Raw genomic sequence first — 12,864 nt, 5'->3', positions numbered from 1 at the left:
GGGGCGGGCAGGTCAGGGGCGGGGCGGGGCGGTGGTGCCGCGGACGACGATCTCGCTGTCGGGGGCGCGGACCAGCATCGCGGGCCGCCCGCCGAGCATCGCGAGCACGGTGCGCGTCGCCGACTCGCCGAGCGACGGGACGTCGCGGCTGACGACGGAGAGCGGGGGCGTCGTGAGCTGGCAGAGCGGCGAGTCGTCCCACGCGAGCAGCGAGAGGTCGTCCGGCACCGAGATGCCGAGGTCGGCAGCGGCCGCCAGGCCGCCGACCGCCATCGCGTCGTTGTCGTACACGATCGCCGTGGGCCGCAGCGGCCCACGGAGCAGCAGCCGCGTCTGTTCCCGGCCGCTCGCCTCCGAGTAGTCGCCCGGCAGCACCAGGCCGTTGGCGCCTCCTCGTCCGGCGGTGAGGTCGAAGGCCTCCGAGCGCGCCCGGGTGTGGCCGAGCTCGACGGGCCCGCTGACCCGCCCGATCACCGAGTGGCCGAGGCCGACGAGGTGGGCGACCGCCTGGCGCATGGCGCCCCGGTCGTCAACCTCGACGGTCGAGACGCCGCCGCCCTGCGGCTCCTGGCCGAGGACGACCGTGGGCAGCCCGAGGGCGGCGAGTGCCGGCAGTCGCGGGTCGTCGTCGACGAGGTCGGCGAGCACGACGCCGCGGACCCAGCCCTGCTCCGCCCAGCGCCGGAAGCAGGCGAGTTCGTCGTGGTGGTCGGCGACCAGCTGCAGCAGCACCGTGGCCCCGGCCCGTGTCGCCGCCGCCTCCATGCCCGCGAGGAACGCCGTCTTGAACGGGTCGATCCCGAGGCTGAAGGGCGCCCGGCGCTGCACGAAGCCGATGGCCGGGAGGGAGGGAGGCGCGCCGGCCGTGCCGGCGCCCACGGGCGGGGACACCCCTGCAGTATCGCGCACCGCCGGGACGGGGGCCGACCCCGGGCGCCGAGGAGGCGCCTCCTGCGTGACGGGGCGGGTCAGGAGCCCGCTCAGGGCGCCACCGCCTGCAGCAGCCCGTTCGCGTGGCGGAGCACTCCGCTGCCCGCGAAGGCGGCCCCGTCGACAGCGTCGGCGCCGTCGACGACCGTGACGCGGAACGCCGCCGACTCCCCCGTGAGCAGCGTGACGAGCCCGCGGTCGACCGTCGCCCCCGGGTCGACGACGTCGACGAGCAGCGTCACGTCGCGGGCGTAGCTGCGCGCCGTGACGGTGACGACCCACGCGTCGCCGTCGCGGACGACCTCGGTCGTGACGGGGTCCGGGTCGAGGCGCTGGTCGACGACCTCGGCCGCGTCCCAGAGCGCACGGCCGGAGCCGAAGCCGGGCAGCAGGGCGACGAGCAGCTCGGCGGCAGGGTCGAGCGCGTCGACGAGGGCCGGCGGCACGACCAGCTCGGCGCTGCCCCGGGCGTCGACGACCCCTGGAAGGACGACCTCGTCGAGCACCTCGCCCGCGAACGTCGTGCGGCGCAGCACGACGTCGCCCGCCCACGCGTCGTCGACGTCGTTGAGCAGCACCAGCGCGAGCGAGTCGCCGCGCGGCTGGATCGTCGCGAGGCGCGGCGCGTAGCAGTCCCGCAGGGCGAACCAGAGCGGCTTTCGGTGCTCGGCGAAGTCGACGGCGGCCCACGAGGTGACGGGCCAGTCGTCGTTCAGCTGCCAGACGATCGTGCCCGTGTTCAGGGGCGCCAGCGACCGGAAGTGCTCGATCCCGAAGCGGATCGCGGCGGCCTGGTTCAGCTGCGTTGCCCAGTGCCAGTCCTCGATCGTGGCCGAGGCGGGCAGGTGGCCCCGCATGCCGCGCTCGAGCTTCAGGTTGCCCTCGTCCGCCTTCTGGTGCACGAGCATCTGGTGGCCGTACGGGTCCATCGGCTCGTCGTGCACCGAGCCGACGAGCGTCGACCAGGCGGGCGGCCCCTGGAACCCGAACTCCGAGACGAACCGGGCCGGGTAGTCGCGGTAGGCCGTGTAGTCGCGCTGGTTCCAGACGTCCCAGATGTGCATGGTGCCGTGGCGGTGGTCGTTCGGGTGCACGTCGTCGTACGACTGGACCGGGTCGCCGAACGAGAACGGGCTGCCCGGCGAGTACGCCCGGGTGCCGTCGAGCTCGGCGACGAGGCGCGGCAGCAGCTCGCGGTAGTACCCCTCGCCCCAGGTGCGTCCCTGCAGCTCGGCCTTCCAGCCCCAGTCCACGAAGCCCCAGATGTTCTCGTTGTTCCCGTTCCAGATGATCAGCGAGGGGTGCGGGCTGAGCCGGGTGATCGCCTCGCGCGCCTCGGCCTCGACCTCGACGGCCAGCCAGTCCTCCTCGGCATAGGCGGCGCAGGCGAACAGGAAGTCCTGCCAGACCAGCACGCCGGCCTCGTCGCAGGCGTCGTAGAAGTCGTCGGACTCGTAGATGCCGCCGCCCCACACGCGCAGCAGGTTCATGTTCGCCTCGGTCGCGTCGGCCACGCGGCGCCGGTAGCGGTCGCGGTCGATCTCGGTGACGAACGCGTGGTCGGGGATCCAGTTCGCCCCGCGCACCTGCACGACGCGCTCGTTCACGAGCACCACGAAGGGGGTGCCGTCGGCGTCGGGCGTCGTGTCGACGCGCACGGTGCGGAAGCCGACCCTCGAGGCCCAGGAGGCGGTCGTCGCGTCGGGCGCACCGCCTCCTTCGCCGTCGCCCGCGGGCGCCGCCGTCACGGAGACGGCGTACAGCGGCTGGTCGCCGTGGCCGAGGGGCCACCAGAGCCGCGCGTCGGGGACGACGAGCTCGAGCGCGGCGTCCGCCGTGCCGGTCGTGACCTCGACGCTCGCGTCGGCCACGCGGTCGCCCTCGGGCGAGGTCACCTCGACGGCGACGCGCTGGTCGGCAGTCGTCACGCCGTCCCACTCGAGCGCGACGCGGACGTCGAGCGTGCCGGTCGCCGCGTCCGTGCCCTGGTCCGTGTCCTGATCCACGCCGACCAGCGGCCGCACCGAGGCGATCCGCACGCCCGACCACGCGTCGAGCCCGATCGCGCGCCAGATGCCGGCGCCGGCGACGTCGACGCCCCAGTCCCAGCCGAACGAGCTCGCCTGCTTGCGCAGCATGTTGAAGGGGTGGTGGTTGACGTGGGGCAGGGCGCCGTGGCGCTCGGCCCGGGCCTCGGCCTCGGCGACGGGCGCCGCGAAGGTCACGGTGAGCGCGTTCTCGCCCTCGACCAGCGCCTCCCTCACGTCGACCCGGTAGCTGCGGTGCTGGTTCTCGGTCCGGGCGACGACACGCCCGTTGAGCTCGATCGTCGCGACCGTGTCGAGGCCGAGCGCGACGAGGTCGTGCCGCACGGACCCGTCGTCGTGCCAGCTGAACGTGGTCGAGAAGCGCCACGAGGTGTCGCCGATCCACTGTTGGGCCGACTCGGCGTCGCCGTCGAACGGGTCGATGATCAGGCCCGCGGAGAGCAGGTCGGTGTGCACCTGGCCGGGCACGGTCGCGGGGACGCGTCGGCCGACGACGCCCTCCGGCACCGGGCCGCTCACGGCCTCGACGGTCCAGTCGTCGTGCAGGGGGGAGAAGGCCATGGTGTCCCTTTGCGTTCAGGAGTCTCCGACCCCTTCGTCAAGCGGCCTAAGTAAGCCGCCTGGACCCTAGACTACGGGGTGGAGGTACCACATGGTCAACCCGCGCCTGCTCTCGAGCGCCCCGACGAGCCGCGGGCTCGCCTTCGACCTGATCCGCTCGCAGGGGCCGATCAGCCGGGTCGAGCTCGCGGAGCGCACCGGCCTGACGCAGGCCACGATGTCGAACGTCGTGCGGCAGCTCATGGTCGACGGGCTGGTCGTCGAGGCGGGCCGCCGCGAGTCGACCGGGGGCAAGCCGCGCACCCTGCTCAGCATCGATCCCCTCGCCCGCTTCGCGCTCGGCGTGCAGCTCGGCGCCGACGCGGTCACCGTGGTGCTCACGGACCTCGGCGGGGCGATGGTCGGGCGCCTCCGCACGCACGGCGTCTACGGCGAGGCGCCCGACGCGGCGGTCGCCCGCATCGCCGCCGTGGTCGCCGACTTCCTCGGCGGGCTGGGCGTCCCCGCCGCGCGCGTCGCGGGTCTCGGCCTCGTCACCCCGGGGCCCATCGACCTCGACCACGGCAGCATCCACGGCGCTCCCCCGTTGGAGGCGTGGGCAGGGTTCCCGCTGGTGAGCGCGGTCCACCACGCGACCGGCCTGCCCGTCGTCCTCGACAACGACGCCACGGCGGCCGCCATCGGCGAGTTCTGGGGCGGCTCCGTCGCCGACTCGGCCGCGCACTGCACCGTCTACTACGGAGCGGGCATCGGCGCGGGCATCGTCCTCGACGGGGTGGTGTTCCGCGGGGCCAGCTCGAACGCCGGCGAGCTCGGCCAGGTGATGAGCCGGGCGCCCGGGCCGTTCCTGGCGAACACGACGGTCGAGAAGCTCGCCGGGCCGGTCGGCGTCGCGCTCAGGGCGCGGGCCGCCGTGGCTGCCGGGCGCGAGGCGGGCTTCGCGCTCACCGGGCTGACCGACCCCTACGCCGACTTCAGCGTCGTCGCCACGGCGGCCGTGCACGGCGACCCGCTCGCCCTCGAGCTGATCCGCGACTCGGCCGAGCACCTGGCGGCCGCCGTCGTCTCGATCGCCAACGTGCTCGACCTCGACTCGATCGTTCTCGCCGGGCCGAACCTGGCCATCGCGGGGGCGCTCTACCTCGAGGCGGTCCGGCGCCGGGTCGACGAGGACTTCTTCGCCCAGGCAGCCCACGGCGTGAGGGTGGAGCTGTCGGCGTACGTCGCCGACGCCGCGGCCGTCGGCGGGGCCGCGCTCGTGCTGCAGCGGGAGATCGCGTCCCGCCCGGCCGGCGGAGCGTCCGCCCCGGCCAGCCCGTCCGCCCCGGCCAGCCCGTCCGCGCCCGCCAGCCCGTCCGCGCCTGCCAGCCCGTCCGCTCCCGCCGCACCGTCCGTTCCCCCTGCACCGACCACCTCGGAGGCACCATGACCAGCCCGTCCTCGTCCCCCTTCGCCTTCCCCGAGTCGACCGCGACCCCGCTGCGCGGCGGTCCTGCCCTCCGCTGGGGCGTGGTCGGCACCGGCGAGATCGCAGGCGACTTCACCGACGCCCTGCACGCGCACACCGACCAGCGGGTCGTGGCCGTCTCGTCGCGCACGCTCGACAAGGCCGAGCGCTTCGCCGCGTCCCACGGCGTCGCCGCGGCGGTCGAGGGGCAGGAGGCGCTGGTCGCCCTGGCCGAGGTCGACGTCGTCTACGTCGCCACGCCCCACACCAGCCACGTGCCCGACGCGCTGCTCGCGATCGCCGCAGGCAAGCACGTGCTGGTCGAGAAGCCGTTCGCGACGACCACGGAGGAGGCGGACCGGCTGATCGCCGCCGCCCGCGCGGCCGGCGTGTTCGTCATGGAGGCGATGTGGACGCGCTACGTGCCGCACAGCACCGTGCTCGCCCGGCTGCTCGCCGACGGCGCGATCGGCGACGTCCGGCTCGCGACGGCCGACGTCGCCTGGGCGAACGACCTGTCGTCGGGCGGGCGCATGGCAGACCCCGCGCTCGGGGGCGGGGCCCTGCTCGACATCGGCGTCTACGCCGTCTGGTTCGCGCAGTTCGCGATCGGCCGGCCGGTCGACGTCCGGGCGACGGGCACGACCCGCGCGGACGGCGTCGACCTCGAGGCCGCGATCGCGCTCCGCACCGCCGAGGGCCGCGTCGGCGCCGCGGTGACCAGCCTGCTCACGACGTCGCCGGGCCTCGGCACGATCAGCGGCTCGACCGGCACGGTGCGGATGCTCGAGCACCTGGTCTTCCCCGCCTCCTTCGAGGTGTCCACCGCCGCCGGCACGGCGACGTGGCGGGACCCGTCGGTGCTGCGGGGCCGGGACGGACTCGCCTACGAGGCCGCGGCCCTGGCCGCGTTCGTCGCCGAGGGCCGCACGGACTCGCCGCTGCACTCGCTCGCCGACGCACGGTCGGTGACGGCCGTGCTCGAGACGACCCGCGCCTCCTTGACGGTGCTCTGAGGCCGCTCGCCGGCGCCTCCTGCCCCTAGGAGCGGGGCACCCGCACGGTCAGCCCGCCGGGCTCGATCCAGGTGCGGAAGCCGGTGGCGACGCCGAAGCCGTCGCCGTCGACCTCGATGTCCTCGGGCGCCTTCAGCTCGACCTCGATCTGCTTCGCCTTGACGTAGCGCAGCGCCTCGTTCTCGGTGCCCGGCAGCTTGTCGGCGAAGGGCAGGCGGCGCACGACGCCGTTCTCCCAGAACACCTTGAACAGGATGTGGGCCCAACCGCGGACGCCCTTCGGGCGCAGCAGCAGGATGTCGAAGAGCCCGTCGTCGATCGCCGCGTCGGGCAGCAGCACGATGTTCGCGGGCAGGGCGCCGCAGTTGCCGACGATGATCGTGTGCGCGTGCATGTCCCGTTGCTTGCCGCCGTCGATCTTGTACCGGAACACGAGCTGGTTCTCGTCGCGGAGCGTCGCGACCAGCGCCTTGACGTAGGCGAGCCAGCCGACCTTCGCCTTGAGGTCGTCGTCGGTGTTCGCGAGCATCTTCGCGTCGATGCCGAGGCCGGTCATCACGACGTAGACGTGCTCGCTCGAGGAGCCGTCCTCACGACGGATCTCGAGCATGCCGAGGTCGATGTCGCGGTCCTCGCCCGAGAACGCCGTCTCGAGCGAGTTGTCGAGGTCCTCGAGGGTGAGCTTGAGGTTGCGGGCGAGCAGGTTGCCCGTGCCGCTCGGCAGCAGGGCGAGCGAGGCGTCGGAGGCGTGCACGGCCTCGGCCACCGCACGGACCGTGCCGTCGCCGCCGGCCGCGATGACCATCGTCGCCCCGGCCTCGAGGGCCTCGCGGGCGGGGCCCTGGCCGGCGTCGTCCTCGCTCGTCTCGAACCAGAGGGTCGTGCCCCAGCCGGCGGCGCCCTCGGCACGGGCGACGGAGGCCTTCACCGCGTCGAGGTCGACCTTGATCGGGTTGTAGACGACCGCGGCGACACGTGTGGCCTGGGACGCCGTGGAGTCGGTCGAGGAGGCGGTCGCGGCGTCGGCTCCGGACGTCACGGGGGGCGTCGGGTCGGTGTCAGTGGTCACCCGTCGATGATGCCACCGCGACGGCGCGGCGGGCCGGGCGGGTGGACTCCACGACTCAGGAACTCGCGATGCCGGCCTCCTGGATCGTGCACGATTCAGGACCGCGAGTCCTGCGCAGCGCAGACTCAGGACTCGCGTTCCTGAATGAGGAGAGCAGGAGGCGCGGGTCAGGCGTCGACGGAGGGCACCGAGGCGGTCGCGATCTCCGCCCCGTCGGCCCCGCGCACCTCGACGGAGACGACGTGCTCGCGCAGCACCGCCGCGTTCATCCGGCAGTCGATCGTCACGTCCGTGCCGAGGAAAGCCCCCGACTCGTGCTCGGCGCCGGTGTCGTCGACGACGACGACCGAGAACGCCTCCCCGGTCGGGAGGCCGTCGACCGTGAGCACGGTCTCGGTGCCCCAGGTGTGCGCGACCAGGTCGCCGTCGACGGCGACCCCCGAGGGCTCGCCGCCGAACGCCACGGGCTCGACGGCGCCGAGGGTGCCGGGCGGACCGGCGACGTGGGCGTCGCGGGGCGTCGCGGCGAGCACGCCGCCGCCGACGCCCACCGCGACGCACGCGGCTGCTCCGAGCACGGTGAGCGCCAGACGCCGCGAGCGGCGGGGACGCAGGGGGACCACCGGGGCCGACGCGTCCCCGGGGCGCGGAGCCGGGGCGCCCGGCGCGACCGCCGCCTCCTCGGCTCGGCCTGAGGGGTCGGCCTGCTCGGCTCGCCGGGCAGCGGCGGCCGGCTCAGCTCGCTCCGCGGCGTCGACCGCCCCGTCCCGGGCGACAGCCGACTCGACCCGGTCGAGCAGCGCGGTGTCGGCCGGGGCGTCCTGCCAGGCGCCCACGGGCTCGAGCCGGGCCACGACCCCGCCGAGGGAGGCGATCTCGTCGTCGACCGTCGGGTCGACGACGCGCAGCGCGTCGAGCTCGACGGCCTCGTCGCCCGACAGGTCGGAGGCGAGGGCGGCGGCGATCAGCTCGGCGCGGCGGTCGGCGGCGCCGGCAGCGTCGTCGGCACCGGCGGCAGGGTCGGACGTGGGGTCGGTCACGAGCGGTTCTCCCCGTCGTCGAGGTGGCTGCGGAGGGCACGCAGCGCGTAGAAGCAGCGCGTGCGGAGGGTGGCGACCGGGACGCCCGACACGTCGGAGAACTCCTGGTAGCTGAGCCCGGTCAGGTGGACGGCGACGACGACCTCGCGGTGCTCGTCGCTGAGCCTCGCGAGCCCCTCGACGATGCCGAGCCGCTCGAGCGGGTCGGCCGCCGGGGCCGCCTGCTCGGGCGCGTGCTCGTCGGGCACCAGCACCGGCGTGCGCTGCCGGGCTCGGTGCACGTCGAGCACCACGCGTCGCTCGATCGCGAACAGCCAGGTGCGCTCGCCGCCGCGGGCCGGGTCGAAGGAGGCGCGGGCCCGCCAGGCGCGGAGGAACGTCTCCTGCACGCAGTCCTCGGCGAGGGCGCGGTCCCGGAGGGCGTTCACCGCGAAGCCGAGGAGGGCAGAGCCGTGCTCCGCGAAGGCCGCGGACACGTCGAGGCCGGTCGTGGGAGGGGCCGGCGGCGAGGAGCCGGGCGTCGACTGGTCCACCGTGCTCCCCTCCTGCGTGACGGGACGCGTCAAGACGAGCGACATCCAGCACCTCTCAGCCTACGGGGCTGCACCCGGCGGGTCGCCGGGTGCTCTCGAGGGGGACTACGGCGGGGAGGACCTGCGCGTTCACCGACGAGGCGCGTCAGAGCTGGCGGCGCGTCAGAGCTGGCGGCAGGTCAGAGCTGACGGACGAGGCCCGGGATCTTCTCGCGGAACGGGAAGAACCCTCGTGAGGCGTGCGGCCACGCGACGGCGTCCCAGCGCCGACGCACGGTGACCAGGGAGATCCCCTCGGCGCCGAGCGCGGGACGGAGCTGCGCGAGCCGCTCGTGGACCGGGCCGACGGGGGCGTACGGGACGACGACCGTGTCGAGCTCCTCGGACAGCGCCCAGCCGACGACGCAGCCCGGCTCTGCGTCGGCCAGCGTCTGAGCTGCCCGCCCGCTCGCGTCCCGGGTCCGCTCGGCGGCGTCCGCGAGCGCGCCCGACGTGAAGGCCTCGACGACGGAGGAGGCACCGTCAGGAGAACGCTGCCCCGGGTCCCCGTGCACCGCCGTGGCCGCCACCTCGCCGAGGAGGCCGGGGCGCTCGGCGAGCAGGCTCCGCGCCTCGAGGTCCTCCTCGTGCAGCAGCAGCCCGGCCCTGTCTCCGACGGAGCCGACGACGTCGTCCGGCTCGAGGGGGGTCCGGGGCGGCAGCGGCTCCTCGTCGAGGGCGCGAGCCGTGTCGGCGAGGCCGCCCGGCGAGAAACGCCCGTCGGTGAAGCGCGAGATGTTGGAGGCGGTGGCCAGGTACGTCTTGCCCTTCGTCTGCAGGCCGGCGACCCACCTCCACGACAAGGTGTTCGAGGCGGCGTCGCCGTCGAGCAGGTGCCGGTAGAAGAAGTCGGCGCCCAGCTGCCAGGGCAGGCCGAGCGTGAAGACCCAGATGCTCGCGAACCACATCCGCGTGTGGTTGTGCAGGTACCCGGTGTCGACCAGCTCGCGCACCCAGGCGTCCATCGCGTCGATGCCCGTCCGCCCCGCGACCGCGGCCTCGTACCCGTCCGGCAGCTCGCCCGCGAGCAGGTCGCGGACCTCGAGCCGGTACCGACGCCACACCTCCTCGTTCTGCTCCAGCCAGCCCTTCCAGTAGGTGCGCCAGAACACCTCCTGCACGAACTTCTCGGCTGCTCCCGGCGTGTGGTCCTCGAGGACCGCCGCGACCACCTCCTGCTCCGTCAGGAGGCGGTGGCGAAGGTACGGGGACAGCCCGGAGACGTTGCTCCGCGACGGCCCGAGGTCGTGGTTCCGATCGCGGGCGTAGGCGCCGCCGGCACGGGGGACGAAGTCGTCGAGCGCGTCGAGGCCGGCGGCCCTGGTGGGGATGAACACCCGCCCATCATGCGACTCGCGGTGTGGCGGACGCTGACCACGACCGTCTCGTCGTGCTCGGCCGTGGCCTCGTCCGGACTTTCTCGTGTCGTCGGTGAACGCCGGACGGGTCGTCGTCGTAGGCCCTCGTGACAGGCGTCGTCCGACCGGGCGGCGTGACGCGCCGCCCCCGACGGGCCGGCGTCCACGAGAGGCAGAGGAAGCATGACGATGAAGCGTTCCGTCCGACACCTGACCATCGGAGGCGCGGCAGCCGCCGCCGCCACCCTGATCGTGGCCGCGCCCGCCGCGGCCGAGACCACCGTGCCCGAGCCCAGCTCGTTCACCAGCGCGTTCACCGTCATGGCGACGCCCGACCAGGTCATCAACAACGACGGCGTGGCCGTCGCCGGCGAGCCAGGGGCCACCGGCACCTTCGACTTCCGGATCAACTCGGACACCGAGGTGATCTGCTACGACATCACCCTGACCGGCGTCACCGGCGACTACCAGAGCCCGGCGAAGACGGCGACGCACATCCACCAGGCCGCGGCCGGCCAGCCCGGCCCGCCGCGCATCTCGTTCCCGAACCCGACCGACGCGGACGGCGACGGCGTGCGCGAGGCCAGCGGCTGCCTGCAGGGCCCCTTCACCACCGGCGTCACCAACGACGCGGGCGCCGACACGGGCACCGGCTTCACGCTCGCGCAGATCGAGGCGAACCCGGCAGGCTTCACCGGCGACTCGCACACGGCGTCCTTCGCCGCGGGCGTCGTCCGCGGCCAGCTGACCCAGGTGCCGGTCGGCGGAGTCGACACCGGCGCCGGCGGAGCGTCCTCCGCGGTCGCCGCCGGCACGTCGGCGTCGGCGGGCACGGACAGCGGAGCGCTCGTGGGCGCAGCCGCGGTCGGCGGGCTCGTGCTCGTCGGGGCGACCGGCCTGGTGCTGCGTCGTCGGGCTGCCGCACGGGCATGACCCCTCGGGTCGGCGCGCGCCGGACGGGCGGCTCCCCTCGGGGAGGCGCCCGTCCGGCGCGCCTCGGCAGAGGCCTGGGCGTGCGCGGGGTCGCGCTCGGCCTCGGCCTCGCCGCCGTGGTCGCCCTGACGGGATGCGCCACGGGCGCAGCCGAGCCGGCGCCGTCGGGCTCTCCGCGAGCCGAGGCGACCGGTGCGCCCTCCTCACCCGCACCTCCTGCGGCGCCGTCGCCTGCTGCACCGGCACCCGCGCCCGCCGTGGAGGTCGGCGCCGAGCCGGCCCGCGTCGCCGTGCCCGCCATCGAGCTGGACGAGCCGCTGATCGGCCTCGGGATCGCCCCGACCGGCGCCATGGAGGTGCCCGTCGACGCGGACGAGGTCGGCTGGTTCACGGGAGGCGGGCGTCCCGGAGGGCGTGGCCCGACCGTCATCGCCGCCCACGTCGACTCGACGTCGGGGCCCGCCGTGTTCTTCCGGCTGTCGGAGCTCGTGGCCGGTGACGAGGTGACCGTGACGACCGTCGAGGGCACAGCCGTGCGGTACGTCGTGGACGAGGTCGTCGACGTGCCCAAGGCGGAGTTCCCCACCGCCCGGGTCTTCGGCGCCCAGCCCGCCGACCAGCTGCGGCTGATCACCTGCGGCGGCGTGTTCGACCCTGGCTCGGGCCACTACGACCAGAACCGCGTCGTCTTCGCGTCGCCCGCCGCCTGAGCCTTCCTCGTTGCCGCGTGCGCGCTGCGCCGGCACTCCCGCACCCCCGCACGCGTTGCGCCGCTCGAACTCGCGCCGCGAACTCCGTCGAGGGCGGGTGATCCGGGTCGAGGGCGCGTCGGCGCGGACCCGCCCTCGACCCGGATGACCCGCCCTCGGCCGGAGGGCACGGGAACGTCGCGCGCCGAGCTGGTCCGACTCGCCGACGGACGGCGAGGAGGTCTGACCGACCGAGACACGCCTTCCGCAATTCAGGATGCCGCGGTCATGGGCTCCTGAATCGTGCACCAGTCAGGACTCTGACGCCTGAGCCTCCGGGAATCAGGACTCGCATTCCTGAATGAGGAGAGACGAGAGCCGAGAGCGCGAGAACGTGCGTCACACCCACACCCACACCCACACCCACACCCACACCCACACCCACACCCACACCCACACCCGCACGGACGCGCAGACAGGTGCCGGAGGCAGTTCCGTCGAGGGCGGGTGTTCCGGGCCGAGGGCGGGTCGGCACGGACCCGCCCTCGGCCCGGATGACCCGCCCTCGGCAAAGGACACGTGCCTTCGGCGACGCCGGAGGGCCGGGGCGACGGCCCGGTCAGCGGTAGTGCTGCTCTCCCCGTGCCGCCTTCTCCACGACGTCGCGGACCCGGGCCGCCCGCACCGCGGGCGTCTTGATCGACGCGAGCCGGAAGAACACGCGGAACCGCTCGGTCTTCGTGAGTCCGGCGAAGAACGCGGCGGCGGCCGGGTCGGCGTCGAGGGCGGCCTGGAGGTCGTCGGGGGCCACCGCGTCGCGCTGCCGGTACGCGGCGTCCCATCGGCCGTCGGCCTTCGCGCGCTCCACCTCGGCGAGCCCTGCCGGCTGCATCCGCCCCTCCTCGACGAGACGGGCGACGTGCTCGCGGTTGACCTGTGACCAGGGGCTGTTCCGTCGCCTGGGCTGGAACGCGGTGAGCATGTAGTCGTCGTCGAGACGTGCGCCCTGCCCGTCGATCCAGCCGTGGCACAGCGCGACGTCGAGCGCCTCGGACCAGGTCATGCCGGGTGCGCTGCTCGTCTTCTTGCGGAGCTTCAGCCGCACGCCGACGACGTCGTCGGTGGCGGCGAGCCAGGCGCGCCACTGCTCGACGGTGAGCTCGAGCACGGGCTTGTCGGCGACGCTGACCATGGGGCGAGG

At 74.5% G+C, this 12,864-nt stretch carries 11 protein-coding genes; 4 read left to right on the top strand and 7 right to left on the bottom strand.

Translation table 11 applies throughout. The features are described from left to right. Window positions 1-12: 12 nt before the first annotated feature. Both ES689_RS09865 and ES689_RS09860 read right to left on the bottom strand, forming a co-directional pair. Window positions 13-891, bottom strand: a complete 879-nt coding sequence (locus tag ES689_RS09865; RefSeq protein ID WP_146903514.1) for a LacI family DNA-binding transcriptional regulator — start codon at window positions 889-891, stop codon at window positions 13-15. Between the two features lie 89 nt (window positions 892-980). Then, on the bottom strand, window positions 981-3,539 hold the full coding sequence (locus tag ES689_RS09860; protein ID WP_146903511.1) for a glycoside hydrolase family 2 protein: 2,559 nt from the start codon (window positions 3,537-3,539) through the stop codon (window positions 981-983). Window positions 3,540-3,630: 91 nt separating this feature from the next. Between ES689_RS09860 and ES689_RS09855 the strand changes: the two genes are divergently transcribed. Both ES689_RS09855 and ES689_RS09850 read left to right on the top strand, forming a co-directional pair. Beyond that, a complete protein-coding gene (locus ES689_RS09855) occupies window positions 3,631-4,968 on the top strand; it encodes an ROK family transcriptional regulator (protein WP_146903508.1) in 1,338 nt (445 codons plus the stop codon). Further along, window positions 4,965-6,002 (top strand): Gfo/Idh/MocA family protein, encoded by a 1,038-nt coding sequence (locus ES689_RS09850; RefSeq protein ID WP_146903505.1) that lies wholly within the window; start codon window positions 4,965-4,967, stop codon window positions 6,000-6,002. Before ES689_RS09855 ends, ES689_RS09850 begins: the two co-directional genes overlap by 4 nt. A 25-nt stretch (window positions 6,003-6,027) precedes the next feature. Here the strand turns inward: ES689_RS09850 and ES689_RS09845 are convergent, their stop codons facing one another. The 4 genes from ES689_RS09845 to ES689_RS09830 all read right to left on the bottom strand — a co-directional run bounded on the left by ES689_RS09845 (window position 6,028) and on the right by ES689_RS09830 (window position 10,020). Further along, complete coding sequence (locus tag ES689_RS09845; RefSeq protein ID WP_223269506.1) at window positions 6,028-7,071, bottom strand: diacylglycerol kinase family protein; 1,044 nt, start codon at window positions 7,069-7,071, stop codon at window positions 6,028-6,030. Between the two features lie 167 nt (window positions 7,072-7,238). Further along, window positions 7,239-8,111 (bottom strand): hypothetical protein, encoded by an 873-nt coding sequence (locus ES689_RS09840; protein ID WP_146903502.1) that lies wholly within the window; start codon window positions 8,109-8,111, stop codon window positions 7,239-7,241. Then, window positions 8,108-8,689: a sigma-70 family RNA polymerase sigma factor gene (locus ES689_RS09835; protein ID WP_146903499.1), complete on the bottom strand. Its 582-nt coding sequence runs from the start codon at window positions 8,687-8,689 to the stop codon at window positions 8,108-8,110. Before ES689_RS09835 ends, ES689_RS09840 begins: the two co-directional genes overlap by 4 nt. A 134-nt stretch (window positions 8,690-8,823) precedes the next feature. Further along, the gene (locus tag ES689_RS09830; RefSeq protein ID WP_146903496.1) at window positions 8,824-10,020 is read right to left on the bottom strand and encodes an FAD-binding domain-containing protein; all 1,197 of its coding nucleotides are present in this window, start codon (window positions 10,018-10,020) and stop codon (window positions 8,824-8,826) included. A 210-nt stretch (window positions 10,021-10,230) separates the two neighbouring features. Between ES689_RS09830 and ES689_RS16055 the strand changes: the two genes are divergently transcribed. Beyond that, entirely contained in the window at window positions 10,231-10,974 is a 744-nt protein-coding gene (locus ES689_RS16055) for a CHRD domain-containing protein (RefSeq protein WP_305038353.1), read from the top strand. A gap of 80 nt (window positions 10,975-11,054) precedes the next feature. Next, the gene (locus ES689_RS09820; protein WP_223269505.1) at window positions 11,055-11,684 is read left to right on the top strand and encodes a class F sortase; all 630 of its coding nucleotides are present in this window, start codon (window positions 11,055-11,057) and stop codon (window positions 11,682-11,684) included. Window positions 11,685-12,282: 598 nt separating this feature from the next. Here ES689_RS09820 and ES689_RS09810 read toward each other — a convergent pair. Beyond that, window positions 12,283-12,855, bottom strand: coding sequence for a YdeI family protein (locus ES689_RS09810; RefSeq protein WP_146903484.1), 573 nt, complete (start codon window positions 12,853-12,855; stop codon window positions 12,283-12,285). Window positions 12,856-12,864: the final 9 nt, after the last annotated feature.

The organism is Frigoribacterium sp. ACAM 257 (assembly GCF_007954365.1).
In the GTDB taxonomy this organism is placed as follows: Bacteria; Actinomycetota; Actinomycetes; order Actinomycetales; family Microbacteriaceae; genus Frigoribacterium.
This window is presented reverse-complemented; position numbering and strand designations above follow the sequence as displayed.

What these genes read in the sequence shown, in the direction of transcription:
- ES689_RS09860 (WP_146903511.1), bottom strand. Translation starts at nt 3,539, where the DNA reads ATGGCCTTCTCCCCCCTGCACGACGACTGGACCGTCGAGGCCGTGAGC.
- ES689_RS09855 (WP_146903508.1), top strand. Translation starts at nt 3,631, where the DNA reads ATGGTCAACCCGCGCCTGCTCTCGAGCGCCCCGACGAGCCGCGGGCTC.
- ES689_RS09850 (WP_146903505.1), top strand. Translation starts at nt 4,965, where the DNA reads ATGACCAGCCCGTCCTCGTCCCCCTTCGCCTTCCCCGAGTCGACCGCG.
- ES689_RS09835 (WP_146903499.1), bottom strand. Translation starts at nt 8,689, where the DNA reads ATGTCGCTCGTCTTGACGCGTCCCGTCACGCAGGAGGGGAGCACGGTG.
- ES689_RS16055 (WP_305038353.1), top strand. Translation starts at nt 10,231, where the DNA reads ATGAAGCGTTCCGTCCGACACCTGACCATCGGAGGCGCGGCAGCCGCC.
- ES689_RS09810 (WP_146903484.1), bottom strand. Translation starts at nt 12,855, where the DNA reads ATGGTCAGCGTCGCCGACAAGCCCGTGCTCGAGCTCACCGTCGAGCAG.